The organism is Lentzea albidocapillata subsp. violacea (assembly GCF_900100275.1).
Lineage (GTDB): Bacteria > Actinomycetota > Actinomycetes > Mycobacteriales > Pseudonocardiaceae > Lentzea > Lentzea violacea.
Genome location: NZ_FNET01000013.1, coordinates 106,724 through 121,066, shown reverse-complemented (window position 1 = coordinate 121,066; position 14,343 = coordinate 106,724). Strand labels below are relative to the sequence as shown.

Below are 14,343 nucleotides of genomic sequence, written 5' to 3'. Positions count from 1 at the left end.
ACCTACGCACGGCGTGGACCCCCTGATCAGATTGCCGGGGTCTGGGGCAGAGCCCCAGGGAAAGCACGCAACCGCAAGCTCGCCGCCCGCAAGCCGACCACCCACCCGGCCGCGGCACGCAACCCAACCAAGCTGACGCAGGCGTCCCCCCAATAGAAGGACCCCCTGAGCCCAAACGCTACTCAGGGGGTCCGACAAGATCAGCACACCAGGCCCGGCACCGCCAGGCCCGGCCAGGTCCGGCACCGCCCGACCCGGCACCACCAGGTCAGGCAACAGCCCCAACCACAGACCCAGCCAAAAAAGGCCAGACCCGAACCTCACCGCCGCATGAACGGCGGCACATCCACCTCATCATCAGGGTCCTCGGTAACCGGCACAGGCCGAGAAGGCAACGACCCATTGGGAGACAAGGACCGAGGCACCGAGGGCACGTACCCGTTGCCCTGGGCCGGCGAAGGCTGAGGCGGCACCGAGGTAGGAGGCTGCTGCACAGGCGGGGCGTGCCGAACCTCAGGCTGAACCGGGGGCTGAACCGGAGGCTGGACGGGAGCGTGGACAACAGGCTGCGGAGTCTGAGCCACCGGCTGCTGCACATGGGTAGGCGTGGCCGTGGCGGAAGCGATCGGCCCGGTAGCCGTCCGAGGCGGCGAGGACAGCGCCGTCGGCTCCAGCTTCTTGTGGGTCGGACCGCCTGCGTCGAAGCCGGCCGCGATCACCGTGACCCGGACCTCGTCGCCCAGGGAGTCGTCGATGACCGTACCGAAGATGATGTTCGCGTCGGGGTGCGCGGCCTCCTGGACGAGCGAGGCCGACTCGTTGATCTCGAACAACCCCAGGTCGGAGCCGCCGGCGATGGACAGCAGCACGCCGTGCGCGCCCTCCATCGAGGCTTCCAGCAGTGGCGAGTTGATGGCCTTCTGCGCGGCTTGCACCGCTCGGCCCTCTCCTCGTGCCGAGCCGATGCCCATCAACGCCGAGCCCGCGCCGGACATGACCGACTTGACGTCGGCGAAGTCCAGGTTGATCAGACCGGGGGTCGTGATCAGGTCGGTGATGCCCTGGACACCGGACAGGAGCACCTCGTCCGCGGAGCGGAAGGCGTCCATCAGGCTCACGCCGATGTCGCCGAGCTGCAGCAGCCGGTCGTTCGGGATGACGATGAGCGTGTCGCACTCGTTGCGCAGCGCCTGGATGCCGTCTTCGGCCTGCTTGGCGCGGCGCTTGCCCTCGAAGGAGAACGGGCGCGTCACGACACCGATGGTCAGTGCGCCGAGCTTGCGGGCGATCGAGGCCACCACCGGCGCACCGCCGGTGCCCGTGCCACCGCCCTCACCCGCGGTGACGAAGACCATGTCGGCCCCCTTGAGGACCTCCTCGATCTCCTCGCGGTGGTCTTCGGCGGCCCTATGCCCGACCTCGGGGTTCGCGCCGGCACCGAGGCCGCGGGTCAGCTCCCGGCCGATGTCGAGCTTCACGTCGGCATCAGACATCAGCAAGGCCTGGGCATCGGTGTTCACCGCGATGAACTCGACGCCCTTCAGCCCGACCTCGATCATGCGGTTGACGGCGTTGACACCGCCACCACCGATGCCGACGACCTTGATCACCGCGAGGTAGTTGTGCGGGGGCGTCATCGGATCCGCCTTCCTGATCGTGGTCCGCGCTGTGGTGCTGGGTGTGATGCACCCGGATTGAAACTCTCAACCTCTCGTCGAGGCCCAGAGTTATGTCAACCCCATATGTTCCTGCTGGACGGTAAGCACCAGCGGTGCGTCGGTCCAGCAGCCACGCCGTAGGGTCCCAACACTGTGCGCTACTACTCCCCGGTCGTGCCGTCAAGTAGCGCGTACGGTCCTGAGGACGACGCACCCGCAAGCCTAGTCGGACCTCGAATCGGAGATCGTCTCGCCCATCCCTTCGTCACTTCCACACCTTTCGAGGTGATCCATCGCTACTGTCGGTGGATGGGGATGAAGATGCTGAGCGTCGCGCTGGCCGCGATCGCTCTGGGGGCAGTAACGGTCGCACCAGCGAGTGCGGCGCCGGAAGGCAACAAGATCGTCGAGATCAAGAGCGCGGCCGACGGGCTGTGCCTCGACTTCACCAGGTCGGACACGAGCCGCGCGGGCATGAGCGCCTGCACGGGCGGTGCCGCGCAGCAGTTCGAGCGCATCCCGACCGCCACGGGCGGGTCGTACCTGCGCAACATCGCGGACGGGCACTGCGTGGACGGGTACAGCTCCGACGTGCTGGACACCCAGTGCCAGCACGGCGTGCCCGGCCAGCGGTTCCAGGAGGTGGCCGACGCCGACGGCACCGTCAGGTTGTCGGCGCCGACGCGGTCCGGCACCAGGTTCATCGACTCCGTGCTCTTCGCGGGCGACGGCACGGTCATCATGGCGGACGACTCCGCGCGGAGCACCCAGCGCTGGCTGGTCCGCGAGGTGGGGGTGGTACCGCCGCCCCAGCTCGGCGCCGTGACGAAGCTGAGAAGCGCCTACGAGGGCACCTGCGTGACCGACGGCGTCAATTACTTCAACGAACTGAAGCCCTGCGCCACCGCGTCGGGGTTCGAACGGATCGACGTGGGCGGCGGCAAGGTCGCGCTGCGAAGCCAGGCCAGTGGCAAGTGCCTGGCGGTGGCGGCGCCCTCCGACTCCGTGCAACTGGCGGACTGCGACACGACCGCGCCCGACCAGCAGTGGACGCTCACCGGTGACGAGCTCGGCAACTACACGATCGCGAACGCCGACAGGCACCTGTTGCCGTTCGGCGACCGCGTGATCGTCTACCCGTACGCGGCGATCGGCCTCCTGCAGCACTGGCAGCTCCCGGCGGCCTAGTCGCCGGCGGTTCCGTCCAGCAGTTCCCTGACCACGTCCAGCTGACCGGCGTGCCGGGCGGTCTCCTCGATGACGTGCGCGAGCACCCATCGGGCCGAGATCGCCCGGTCGCCCCGGAACGACACCTCGGCATCGAGAGCACGCGAGGTCGACGCACCGCATTTCTCCGCCGTTACCAGTCCGCCGGTCTGACGCGCAGTTCGCCGCATACCGACGCACCGAACCCGTCGAGGCCGCGCCAACGACGGCTCGGACATCAACCCGTCCCTGGTGGACGACCTCATTGATCGCAGCCCGGCGTGAGTACTTCCTTCGGGTGACAACGATCGATACGGCTAATACCGCGAGTGGTAGTCCGATGAGCACGGTAGTCGTTCATCACCAGGAGGCATGTCTTGGCACCCGCACCCGCGTCCGTGCGTTCGCTCGTCGTCGCAGCGATCGTCCTGGAACTCGTCACGAGCAGGCTGGGCAGCCTCGTCGTACGGGTCGCGATGGCGCGGCTGAGGCCGAACGGCTAGCGCGAACCCCAGGAGAATCCCTTGTGCTCGCAACCGATTCCTCGGCACCGGCGGCCCCGCCGGTTCCCGACGCCGTCACGGCCACCGGTACCGCGGCCGTGACGAGCACGACCTCGAACTGAAGGACCTAAGTGGAACCTCTTCCACCAGTAGTGACCATCGGACCGGAGTTACCGCGGAAGCGCCGGCCACCGTGGCTCGCGATCTGTTTCACCCTGGTCGCGCTGACAGCGGGCGGACTCGGGTTCGGGCTGGGCAGGGCCACCGGTCCCGATCTGCTGCGCTCCGCCGGCACGAGCCCGGCCGCGCCGAACGTGTTCACGATCAGCGGGTCGATGACCGTCAACGGCCAGTGCGGTTCTGGTGGCTACACCGACGTCACCCTCGGCGGGCAGGTCGAGATCGTCAACCAGGACAACAAGGTGCTCGGCGTCGGCACGCTGCAAGGCGGCACCGGCTCGTGCTCCTTCAGGTTCACCGTGAGCGGCATCCCCGAGGGGCAACGGCTCTACGGTGCGCAGATCGGCAACGCCAACCGGGGCGTCATCTGGCACTCCGAGCAGGACGCGAAGTCCCAGGGCTTCCACCTGACGCTGGGCTGAGCGCTCAGGAAACCGTGGCCAGGTCCGGCGACGACACGTCATAGGTCGTGCCTGGCCGCGAGAGCAGCACGAGCAGCACGGCAGCTTTGCGTGCCGTGTCGTCGGAGTTGCCCCACTTCACCACGCGGTTTCCCGACAGCGTCAGCTTCACGTCGGCACTGGTCGTCGCCGCCACCGACACCACGTCGGGGCGCAGCTTCTCCGGCAGCCCGTTCACGACCCCGACCACGGCGCGAGTGGCCGGGTCCGAGGACGACGGCAGCGTCAGCACCAGTTCGGGGACGCCCGGCGCGGCGGCCGGGAGGACCGCGTAGTCCTTGCCGGTCGAGTCGACGAGGTGGAAGCCGTCGGGCATCTTCACCGAGCCGATCGGGACGCGTTCGGTGAGCAGCAGCCGGACCGTGCCTGGGAGCTGGCGTTCCACCTCCACGGCGGCGACGCGCGGGATGCCGGCCACGCGGTCGTGGATCTCCTGGAGGTCCAGGCGGATCAGCGGGGAGCCGGCCTCGATCGCCGCCACGGCGCGGACCTCGTCCTCGGTCAGCACGCCGTTGCCGCGGACGTCGACCTGGCGGACGCCGAGCAACGGGGTGAAGAAGACGCAGTAGGCCAGGGCCAGCACGGACAGCACTGCCAGCAGCGCCACCAGGCGACGGCGCAGGATCACCCTGCGCCGCGCCCGGTACTCGGCGCTCTTCGGCCTCCGGTTCGCGGAGCGAACTCGCGTGGACCTGCCGCGAACCGGTGCGCTCATGACAGCGCGCTGACGATCTCGGGGCCGAGCATCGTCACGTCACCCGCGCCCATGGTCACCACCAGGTCGCCCTCGCTCACCAGCGACGCCACCAGCGCGGGCACGCGGTCGAACGACGGCTCGTAGTGCACGGAAGCCGTGACCTGGCCGGCGATCAGCGTGCCGGTCACGCCGGGTTCGGGCTCCTCGCGGGCACCGTAGACGTCCAGCACGACGACCTCGTCCGCCAGCGACAACGCGGCGGCGAACTCCGTGGCGAACATCCGGGTCCTCGAGTACAGGTGCGGCTGGAACACCACGACGACACGGCCCGCACCGGCGACCGGACGCGCGGCACGCAGCTGTGCGTCTACCTCGGTCGGGTGGTGCGCGTAGTCGTCGTACACCGACACACCGTTGCCACGGCCCTTGAACTCGAACCGCCGCCGCACGCCACCGAAAGCCGCGAGGCCTTCGAGCAGTCCTGCCTGGTCCGCGCCGAGCTCCAGACCGGCCAGCAGAGCGGCGATCGCGTTCAACGCCATGTGCTCGCCAGGCACCGCGACCCGGACCTCGACCGCCACACCGTCGATCTCGACCGACGCCAGGCCACCGGACTCCAGCGGCTTGTAGTCGATCAGACGCGCGTCAGCGGCCGAACGTCCGTACTCGCGCACGCGGATCCCGCGCGCCCGCGCCTCGGCGATCAGGCGAGCGGCACCGGGATCATCCGCACAGGACACCAGCACGCCGCCCGGCACGATCCGTTCCAGGAACGAGTCGAACACGGCCGTGTAGGCCTCGACGGTGCCGTGGTGGTCGAGGTGGTCGGCCTCCACGTTCGTCACGACGGCGACGGACGGCGAGAAGAACAGGAACGAGCCGTCGGACTCGTCCGCCTCGGCCACGAACACGCCGCCGGTGCCCTGGTGGGCGTTGGCACCGGACTCGTTCAGGTCACCACCGATCGCGAACGACGGGTCGACCCGGCAGTGCTGCAACGCGACGGTGAGCATCGACGTGGTCGACGTCTTGCCGTGCGTACCGGCAACACACACGACGCGATGGTCTTCCATCAACGCCGCGAGCGCCTCGGCACGGCGCAGCACGGTGATGCCGCGCTCACGGGCCGACGCGTACTCGGGGTTCGTGTCCTTGATCGCGGTCGACACCACGACCTCGGTCGGACCGCCCGCGAGCTGGTCCAGGTTCGAGGCGTCGTGACCGACGGCGATCCGCGCGCCCTGGGCACGCAGGGCCAGCACGGTCCGCGAGTCCTTGGCGTCCGATCCGGACACCTGCACGCCGCGCGCCAGCAGGATGCGCGCGATGCCGCTCATGCCGGCACCGCCGATGCCGACGAGGTGAACGCGTTCGAGGCTCATTTCTTGATCACATCCAGAACGGTGCGGGCCAGGATCTCGTCCGCCTCACGACGGCCGGTGCCGAGCGTCGCGCGGGACATCTGCGCGAGCCGGTTGCGGTCCGCCATCAGCGGCACCACCAGCGAAGCGACCTTCTCCGGCGTCAGTTCCGAGTCCGGCACCAGCAGGCCGCCGCCCGCGGAGACGACCGGGCCGGCGTTGAGCGCCTGCTCACCGTTGCCGATGGGCAGCGGCACGAACACCGCGGGCAGGCCGACGGCCGACACCTCGGCGACGGTCATCGCGCCAGAACGGCACAGCACGGCGTCCGCGGCGGCGTACGCCAGGTCCATGCGCTCCAGGTACGGCACCGGCACGTACGCCGGAGCGCCCGGAACCTGTTGCACCGCAACGGAGTTCTTCGGCCCGTACGCGTGCAGCACACCCACGCCGGCACGGGCGAACTCGGCCGCGACCGGTGCCACGGCCTCGTTGATCGAACGCGCGCCCTGCGAGCCGCCGAACACCAGCAGCACCGGCGCGTGCGGGTCCAGGCCGAAGAACCGGCGGGCCTCGGCACGCAACGCGGCGCGGTCCAGCGACGTGATCGACTGGCGCAGCGGGATGCCGATGATCTGCGCGTCGGTCAGACCGGAGTCCGGCACCGCCGCGGCGACGTGCGCGGCGAACTTCGCGCCGACCTTGTTCGCGAGTCCGGCCTTGGCGTTCGCCTCGTGCACCACGATCGGGATGCGGCCACGCGCGGCCAGGTACGCGGGCAGCGCCACGTAGCCGCCGAACCCGACGACGACGTCCGCGCCGACGCGCTCCAGCACCTCGCGGGTCTGCTTCACGGCGCCGCGCACGTTCAGCGGCAGCTTCAGCAGATCGAGGGTGGGCTTGCGCGGCATCGGCACCGGCGGGATCAGCTCCAGCTGGTACCCGCGGGCCGGCACGATCTTGTTCTCCAGGCCGCGTTCGGTGCCGAGCGCGACGACACGCGCGTCCGGCCGCAGCCGCATGACCGCGTCGGCCAGCGCCAGTGCCGGCTCGATGTGTCCGGCGGTGCCACCGCCGGCGACCACGACGCACGGACCACTGGGGGCAGGGTGCCCGGTCAAGACTTCTCCCGAAGATAGTTGGCTGAAGATCGAATTCAGTTGGATCGCCCGCGACCGCGGGTCGACCGGCCTTGCTCTGAACGGCCCTGTGTGCGCCGCGAGTCGCGGCGACGGTACTCCGAAGGCGGAGCGGAGCGTCCAGCCATACGACGTTCGTCCACCACCGGAAGTTGCTGTGTGCGTGAACGGCCTGGTGCGCGGGGAGGCGTGGACGGACGGACCGGCTTGCGCTTGGCCGGTGGCCGGTACGCCTCGGGGGCGGGCAGCCTGAGCAGCCCGCCGACGCGGCCGGGGCCGAGCGAACGCAGCGCGGCCACGGCCTCGGGCTCGTGCCGGGCGCAGTTCGCCAGGATGCCGAACACGATCATGGTCGTCACGATCGACGTGCCGCCGGAGGAGATCATCGGCAGCGTGAGGCCCGTGACGGGCAGCAGCTGCACGACGTAGCCGATGTTGATCGCGGCCTGCGCGACGAGCCACACCGTCAGCGTCGCGGCCACGATCCGGATCCACGGGTCGGTGTTGCGCGACGCGATCCGCAGGCCGACCCACGCGAGCCCGCCGAACAGCACCAGCACCAGCCCGCACCCGACGAACCCGAGCTCCTCGCCGATGACGGCGAAGATGAAGTCCGACTCGACGTTGGGCAGGTACCGCCACTGCGAACTGCCCCGCGCGAGCCCCTTGCCGAACAGGCCGCCGTCGGCGAGCGCGAACATCGCCTGCCGCGCCTGGTGACCGGCGCCCTCGGGGTCGGCGTCGGGGTTGAGGAACGACGTCACGCGTTGCAGCCGGTACGTGGCACCGATCGCGAGCACGACGGCACCCGCCACCGCACCGCCGGCGATCACGCCGAACAACCGCATCGGCGCGCCCACGAACCACAGCAGGCTGATCAGCACCACGCCGAGCGTGATCGTGCCGCCGAGGTCGGGCTGCAGCATGACCAGCGCGAACACCAGCATCGCCACCGGCACGACCGGCACCAGCAGGTGCCGGTACTGCGACAGCAGGGCCCGCTTGGTCACCAGGACGTGCGCGCCCCACAACGCCAGCGCGAGCTTCACGGCCTCGATCGGCTGGAAGGAGATGGGCCCGAGCGTGAACCACGAGCGCGCGCCACCGCGAACGTCACCGAGCGGCGTCAGCACGAGGGCCAGCAGCACCACGCCGATGCCCATCGCGGCCGTCGAGAAGTGCCGGAGCCTGCGCAATGGGAACCGCAGCATCACCCAGAACAGCACGGCGCCGATGCACACGTAGATCAGCTGCTTCTGGAACACGCTGTACGCGGACACGCCCGACGCGACCTGTCCCGGTGCCGACGCGGACAGCACCATCACCAGGCCGAGCACGGTGAGCATGCCGAAGATCGCGAGCAACAGGTGGAAGTCGGCGAGCGGGCGGCTGAGCCACGAGGTCATACCGCTGCGCAACGACGCGATGCGGCCCGCGGGACGAACCTTCCGCTTGCTCCTCGGCTTGTCGGCGACGACGGTCACCGGATCATCGTCTCCTGTGTCAAGCGCTCGAACGGGGATTCCTGGGGCGTGTCGCCCCTTTCGCTGGAGCGTGCCGCCCTTTCGAACCCTACCGGCCACCCGTGAGGCGCTTCACGGCGTCCGTGAACGCCTGGCCCCGGTGCGCGTAGTCGCTGAACATGTCCATCGACGCCGCCGCAGGCGCGAGCAGCACCGTGTCACCGGGCTGCGCGAGCTCCTGCGCGGCACGAACGACGTCGAGCATCGGATCGTCGGCGCCGGCGAGGTCGAGCGAGCGCACCGGCACCTCCGGCGCGTACGTCGCGAGAGCCTCCGCGATCACGGCCCGGTCCGCGCCGATCAGCACCGCGCCGCGCAACCGGCGGGCCTCGGTCCGCACCATCTCCTCGACCGACGCGCCCTTGAGCAGCCCACCGGCGATCCAGACGACGCTGTCGAACGCCCGCAGCGAAGCCACGGCCGCGTGCGGGTTCGTCGCCTTCGAGTCATTGATATATTGGATATCAGAGGCGACGGTGACGAGCACGGCGCGATGCGCGGCCGGTTCGAACGCCTCCAGGCCCTCGCGCACGGCCTCGGACGGCACGCCGTACGCGCGCGCCAGGGCCGTGGCGGCGAGTGCGTCCGCGATGCCGGGTGGGCCTGCCGGACGGATCTTCGCGACCTCGACCAGCGCCTCGTCGTCGGCGAACGCGCGGTCGACCAGCCAGCCGTCGCGCACGCCGAGCTGGCCGTCCTCGGGTTCGTCGAGCGTGAAGCCGATCCGGTCCCGCGCGGGCGAGGCTTCCAGCAGGTCGCCGACGAGTTCGTCGTCGAGCCAGCCGATCGCCACGTCACCGGTGAGGATCCGGGCCTTGGCCTGGGCGTAGGCCTCCATGCCGCCGTGCCAGTCGAGGTGGTCCTCGGCGAGGTTGAGCAGCGCGCCCGCCTGCGGACGCACCGAAGGCGCCCAGTACAGCTGGAAGCTCGACAGTTCCACCGCGAGCACCCGGCGCCCGGCCAGCAGCGCGTCCACGACCGGCAGGCCGACGTTCCCGCAGGCCACGGCGTCCGCACCGGCGGCGTGCAGGATCGACTCCAGCATGCCGACCGTCGTGGTCTTGCCGTTCGTGCCGGTCACCGCGAGCCACACCGGCGGGTCGGCCAGCTCGGTGCCCATCCGCCAGGCCAGTTCGACCTCGCCGATCACCTCGATGCCGGCCGACACCGCGGCCGCGAGCAACGGGCTCGACGGCTGCCAGCCGGGGCTCGTGACCACCAGCGAGGTACCGGCCGGGGGTTCCGCCAGGCCGGGCACCAGTTCCACGCCTTCGAGCAGGGTCTCCAGCGCCGCCAGTCGTTCCGGCGACGAGTCCGTCACCACGACCTCGGCGCCCGCCGCGAGCAACGCCTCCGCGGCGGACCGGCCGGTCACTCCAGCACCGGCCACCAGCACCTTCGAACCGGCCAGCTTGGTCATCGTCCTAGAACCCGCCCGTCAGCCACTCGCTGTAGAACACGCCGAGACCGAACATGCAGCAGATGCCCGCCATCAACCAGAACCGGATGATGACAGTGGTTTCCGCCCAGCCGGCCAGCTCGAAGTGGTGGTGGAACGGTGCCATCCGGAACAGGCGCCGTCGTGAGGTGCGGAAGACCGCGACCTGCAACGCCACCGACAGTGCCTCCACCACGAACAGACCACCGATGACGATCATCAGCAGCTCGGTGCGGGTCGCGATGGCGAGACCGGCGACGAGGCCGCCGAGCGCGAGCGACCCGGTGTCACCCATGAAGATCTTGGCCGGAGCGGCGTTCCACCAGAGGAAGCCGATGCAGCCCGCCATCGCGGCCGCGGCGATCACCGCCAGGTCCAGCGGGTCGCGCACGTCGTAGCAGCCCGCCACGGCGTAGCTGGAGCAGTTGTAGCGGAACTGCCAGAACGAGATCACCACGTAGGTGCCGAACACCATCGCCGACGAGCCACCGGCCAGGCCGTCGAGGCCGTCGGTGAGGTTCACGGCGTTCGACCACGCGGCGACCATGGCGTAGCAGAAGACGATGAAGCCGACGACGCCGAACGAGACCACGGTGATGTCGCGGACGAACGACAGGTTGACCGACGCGGGCGTCAGGCCGTCCTTGTTCGGGAACTGCAGCACCAGGATCGCGAACGTGATGGTCGCGATGAACTGGCCGACCAGCTTCGCCGTCTTGTTCAGGCCCAGGTTGCGGGCCTTGCGGATCTTGATGAAGTCGTCGAGGAAGCCGACGACGCCCAGCGACGTCGTCAGCATCAGCACGAGCAGGCCGGACGCCGTCGGGGTCTGCCCCGACGCCGAGGCCGACATCGAGTTCACGAGGTGCGTGCCGAGGTAACCGGCCCACATCGCGACCAGGATGGCGAGGCCACCCATGGTCGGCGTACCGCGCTTGGTCTTGTGGTGCTGCGGACCGTCTTCGCGGATCTCCTGGCCGAAGCCCTGGCGAGAGAAGACCTTGATCAGGTAGGGCGTCAGCAGGATCGACACTGCCAGTGCGATCGCTGCGGCGATCAGGATGCTCTTCACTTGGTTCCTGCCTCCAGCAGGGCCTCGGCAATGCGCCACAGGCGATAGGCGTTGGATGCCTTGACCAGCACTACGTCACCGGGCCGGAGTTCCCCCTGTAGCAACGCGATCGCCGCGTCGGCGTCCGGCACCCTGACGGATTCGTCTCCCCAAGATCCTTCCAGGTGCGCGCCCTGGTGCATCGCGCGGGCCGCTTCACCGACGACGACCAGCTTGCTGATGTCGAGGCGCACCACCAGACGGCCGATCTCGTCGTGCTCGCGCACGGCGTCGTCGCCCAGTTCCGCCATCGGGCCGAGGACGGCCCAGCAGCGGCGGGCGGGCTTGGTGGCGCGCGAGATCGACGCGAGCGCCTTCAGTGCCGCCCGCACCGAGTCGGGGTTCGCGTTGTAGGCGTCGTCGATGACGGTCACGCCGTCCGCGCGGTCGGTGATGACCATGCGGTGGGCGGAGACCCGTTGCGCGGCACCCAGTCGCTCGGCGATCTCGGCGGGCGTGGCGCCCAGTTCGAGTGCGATCGCGGCGGCGACCAGCGCGTTGCCCACCTGGTGCGAGCCGTTCAGCCCCAGCTTGACGCGCGCGTCGCCCTTCGAGGTCTTCAGCGTGAAGCTCGCCCGAGCCTGCTCGTCCAGCTCGATGTCGGCGGCCCGGACGTCGGCGTCCGGGTTCTCGCCGACCAGGACGACCTTGGCCTTCGTGCGGCTCGCCATGCCCGCGACCAGCGGGTCGTCGGCGTTCAGGATCGCGACCCCGTCCTCGGGCAGCGACTCGACCAGCTCGCCCTTGCCCTGCGCGATGCCTTCGCGCGAGCCGAACTCGCTGAGGTGCGCGGTGCCGACGTTCAGCACGGCACCGAAGCGCGGCGGCGCGATCTCGCAGAGGTTCGCGATGTGGCCGATGCCGCGCGCGGACAGCTCGAGGACCAGGAACCTGGTGTCCTCGGTGGACCGCAGCGCGGTCCACGGGTGGCCGAGCTCGTTGTTGAACGACTCCGGCGGCGCGACGACGTCCCCGACCGGCGCCAGCACCTGGGCGATCAGGTCCTTCGTGGACGTCTTGCCCGCCGAGCCGGTGATGCCGACGATCGTCAGGTCCTTCAGGCGGTCGGTGACGTGGCGGGCGAGCTTGGCCAGTGCTTCGAGCACCGCCGCACCCTCGCCGCTCTTGTCCCCCGCGAGCACATATGCGTTGGCGTGCCTGGTCTGCACCGGCGGCGCGATCACCGCGGGGGCGTCCACCTCGCGGCCCGCCAGCACACCGGCCGCGCCCGACGCCACGGCCTGCGCGGCGAAGTCGTGGCCGTCCACGCGTTCACCTGGCAGCGCCAGGAAGAGGCCCCCCTCGGTGATCTTGCGGGTGTCGAACTCGATGGTGCCGGTGATCACCGGACTGCCATCGGTCGCGTGCAGGCGTCCGCCGACGATCTCAGCGATCTCGGCGAGCGTGAGTGCGATCAACGGTGCGCCTCTCTGATCGCGGCGGTCAGCGTCTCGACGTCCGAGAACGGATGGATCACGCCGGCGATCTCCTGTCCCGTCTCGTGGCCCTTGCCCGCCACGACGACGACGTCACCCGGACGGGCCAGCTCGACGGCCTTGTCGATCGCGAGCTTCCGGTCGCCGATCTCGAGCACCTCGCCCCGGTTCGCGGTGGCGAGCGCCCCTTCGAGCATGGCGGCCCGAATAGAGGACGCGTCTTCGGTCCTCGGGTTGTCATCGGTGATGATCAACACCTCGGCGCGTTCGGCGGCGGCCTCGCCCATCAGCGGCCGCTTGGCCCGGTCGCGGTCGCCACCGCAGCCGAGCACGACGATCACCCGGCCGTCGGTCTTGGCGCGCACGGCGTCGAGCGCGAGCGCGACGGCGGCGGGCTTGTGCGAGTAGTCGACGACGGCCGTGAAGGCCTGGCCCTCGTCGATGCGCTGCATGCGGCCGGGCACCTGGACGGTCCGCAGGCCCTCGGCGATCGCCTCGGCACTGATGCCCTCCAGGTGCAGGCACGCGATGGCCAGCAGGGCGTTCGCGATGTTGAAGCTGCCGGCGAGCGGGAGGTGGATCCGGATGTCGCCGCCGGGGCCGTGCGCGGTGAACGTCTGCTCACCGGTCGCGCTCACCTCGACGTCGCCCGCGGTCCAGGTGGCGGGCTTGGTCGTGGCAACGGTGACGGTGCCCGGCTTGACCAGCCGCTCGCCCCACTCGCCGTCGACGCAGACGACCTCCCTGCGCGCGCGGCCGTCGAACAGCTGCGCCTTGACCTGGAAGTACTCCTCCATGTCCGCGTGGAAGTCGAGGTGGTCCTGGCTCAGGTTCGTGAACGCGCCGATCTCGAACTCGGTGGCGGCGACGCGGCCCATGTGCAGCGCGTGGCTCGACACCTCCATCGCCACGTCGGTGACACCGCGCTCGGCCATGACCGCGAACAACGCCTGCAGATCCGGTGCCTCGGGCGTGGTGTGCGAACTGCCGAGCTGCTCGGTGCCGATGCGGGTGCCGACCGTGCCGATCAGGCCGGTGTTCTTCCCGGCGGCGCGCAGCACCGACTCGATCATGTACGTGGTGGTGGTCTTGCCGGACGTGCCGGTGACCCCCCACAGCTTGATCTTCGTCGACGGCTGTCCGTAGACGTGCGCGGCGAGCAGGCCCACGACCTCACGGGGGCGCGGGTGGATCAGCACGGGGACGTCCTTGAGGGAGTCGCGCGCGGCTCCGGCCTCGTCCGTCAGCACGGCGACGGCACCGTTCGCGATCGCCGTGGCGGCGAAGTCGGCACCGTGGACCCTGGCACCCGGCAGCGCGGCGTAGAGGTCTCCGGGGACCGCGTGCTGTGCACGCAGAGTCACCCCCGTCACCTGGACGTCGGCATGTGCTGGCCTGGTCAGGTGCACGTCGGCGACCGCGGCGAGAGCAGCCACGGAAGCAGGGCGAATGGCGTTGGGGCGGGGCGGGGCGGTCGCGACCTTGCCCTCGAGCTTGGCAGGCACGGGCAAGAGGCTACCGGCGTACACAGAGTGGCCGAGCGCCGCGTTGGCGTTCGGGTGATGATCGGTGGATCTGGGCCGTTCGGGTGGCCGGCCGCGCTGGTCTTCGCGGGCGAGCCCGTCCGGCC

The 14,343-nt window shown here is 70.1% G+C and carries 13 protein-coding genes; 3 read left to right on the top strand and 10 right to left on the bottom strand.

Annotated elements, in window-relative coordinates; genetic code table 11:
• Nucleotides 1–320: 320 nt before the first annotated feature.
• Nucleotides 321–1,637, bottom strand: a complete 1,317-nt coding sequence (gene ftsZ, locus BLR21_RS26930; RefSeq protein ID WP_090009707.1) for a cell division protein FtsZ — start codon at nt 1,635–1,637, stop codon at nt 321–323.
• Between the two features lie 330 nt (nt 1,638–1,967).
• On the opposite strand from ftsZ, the gene BLR21_RS26925 reads away from it, so the two are divergent.
• A complete protein-coding gene (locus tag BLR21_RS26925) occupies nt 1,968–2,846 on the top strand; it encodes an RICIN domain-containing protein (RefSeq protein ID WP_090009704.1) in 879 nt (292 codons plus the stop codon).
• Here the strand turns inward: BLR21_RS26925 and BLR21_RS44010 are convergent.
• Nucleotides 2,843–3,055 (bottom strand): mycothiol transferase, encoded by a 213-nt coding sequence (locus BLR21_RS44010; protein WP_338061071.1) that lies wholly within the window; start codon nt 3,053–3,055, stop codon nt 2,843–2,845. The two genes, BLR21_RS26925 and BLR21_RS44010, sit on opposite strands and share 4 nt — an antisense overlap.
• 186 nt (nt 3,056–3,241) lie before the next feature.
• On the opposite strand from BLR21_RS44010, the gene BLR21_RS44005 reads away from it, so the two are divergent.
• The gene (locus BLR21_RS44005; protein ID WP_256334955.1) at nt 3,242–3,367 is read left to right on the top strand and encodes a hypothetical protein; all 126 of its coding nucleotides are present in this window, start codon (nt 3,242–3,244) and stop codon (nt 3,365–3,367) included.
• 131 nt (nt 3,368–3,498) lie between these two features.
• Entirely contained in the window at nt 3,499–3,969 is a 471-nt protein-coding gene (locus BLR21_RS26915; RefSeq protein WP_143027885.1) for a hypothetical protein, read from the top strand.
• Between the two features lie 4 nt (nt 3,970–3,973).
• On the opposite strand, the gene BLR21_RS26910 is transcribed toward BLR21_RS26915, so the two are convergent.
• From BLR21_RS26910 to BLR21_RS26875, 8 genes are all read right to left on the bottom strand, one after another.
• Nucleotides 3,974–4,723, bottom strand: a complete 750-nt coding sequence (locus BLR21_RS26910) for a cell division protein FtsQ/DivIB (RefSeq protein ID WP_090009695.1) — start codon at nt 4,721–4,723, stop codon at nt 3,974–3,976.
• Complete coding sequence (gene murC / locus BLR21_RS26905; protein WP_090009692.1) at nt 4,720–6,087, bottom strand: UDP-N-acetylmuramate--L-alanine ligase; 1,368 nt, start codon at nt 6,085–6,087, stop codon at nt 4,720–4,722. Before murC ends, BLR21_RS26910 begins: the two co-directional genes overlap by 4 nt.
• Nucleotides 6,084–7,187 carry an undecaprenyldiphospho-muramoylpentapeptide beta-N-acetylglucosaminyltransferase gene (gene murG / locus BLR21_RS26900; RefSeq protein ID WP_176929807.1) on the bottom strand — a complete coding sequence of 368 codons (1,104 nt, stop codon included), beginning with the start codon at nt 7,185–7,187 and terminating at the stop codon, nt 6,084–6,086. Before murG ends, murC begins: the two co-directional genes overlap by 4 nt.
• A 35-nt stretch (nt 7,188–7,222) precedes the next feature.
• Nucleotides 7,223–8,689, bottom strand: coding sequence for a putative lipid II flippase FtsW (gene ftsW / locus BLR21_RS26895; protein ID WP_420843911.1), 1,467 nt, complete (start codon nt 8,687–8,689; stop codon nt 7,223–7,225).
• An 88-nt stretch (nt 8,690–8,777) separates the two neighbouring features.
• Nucleotides 8,778–10,148 (bottom strand): UDP-N-acetylmuramoyl-L-alanine--D-glutamate ligase, encoded by a 1,371-nt coding sequence (murD, locus tag BLR21_RS26890; RefSeq protein WP_090009689.1) that lies wholly within the window; start codon nt 10,146–10,148, stop codon nt 8,778–8,780.
• Between the two features lie 4 nt (nt 10,149–10,152).
• Nucleotides 10,153–11,238: a phospho-N-acetylmuramoyl-pentapeptide-transferase gene (mraY, locus tag BLR21_RS26885; protein ID WP_030479470.1), complete on the bottom strand. Its 1,086-nt coding sequence runs from the start codon at nt 11,236–11,238 to the stop codon at nt 10,153–10,155.
• On the bottom strand, nt 11,235–12,695 hold the full coding sequence (locus tag BLR21_RS26880) for a UDP-N-acetylmuramoyl-tripeptide--D-alanyl-D-alanine ligase (RefSeq protein WP_090009687.1): 1,461 nt from the start codon (nt 12,693–12,695) through the stop codon (nt 11,235–11,237). The genes mraY and BLR21_RS26880 overlap by 4 nt, the downstream gene beginning before the upstream one ends.
• Nucleotides 12,692–14,218, bottom strand: a complete 1,527-nt coding sequence (locus tag BLR21_RS26875) for a UDP-N-acetylmuramoyl-L-alanyl-D-glutamate--2,6-diaminopimelate ligase (RefSeq protein ID WP_090010002.1) — start codon at nt 14,216–14,218, stop codon at nt 12,692–12,694. The genes BLR21_RS26880 and BLR21_RS26875 overlap by 4 nt, the downstream gene beginning before the upstream one ends.
• Between the last annotated feature and the right edge of the window lie 125 nt (nt 14,219–14,343).

Coding starts and splice junctions, on each gene's coding strand:
- murD (WP_090009689.1), bottom strand. CDS start 10,148: ATGACCAAGCTGGCCGGTTCGAAGGTGCTGGTGGCCGGTGCTGGAGTG.
- BLR21_RS44010 (WP_338061071.1), bottom strand. CDS start 3,055: ATGCGGCGAACTGCGCGTCAGACCGGCGGACTGGTAACGGCGGAGAAA.
- BLR21_RS26925 (WP_090009704.1), top strand. CDS start 1,968: ATGGGGATGAAGATGCTGAGCGTCGCGCTGGCCGCGATCGCTCTGGGG.
- ftsZ (WP_090009707.1), bottom strand. CDS start 1,637: ATGACGCCCCCGCACAACTACCTCGCGGTGATCAAGGTCGTCGGCATC.
- BLR21_RS26910 (WP_090009695.1), bottom strand. CDS start 4,723: ATGAGCGCACCGGTTCGCGGCAGGTCCACGCGAGTTCGCTCCGCGAAC.
- murC (WP_090009692.1), bottom strand. CDS start 6,087: ATGAGCCTCGAACGCGTTCACCTCGTCGGCATCGGCGGTGCCGGCATG.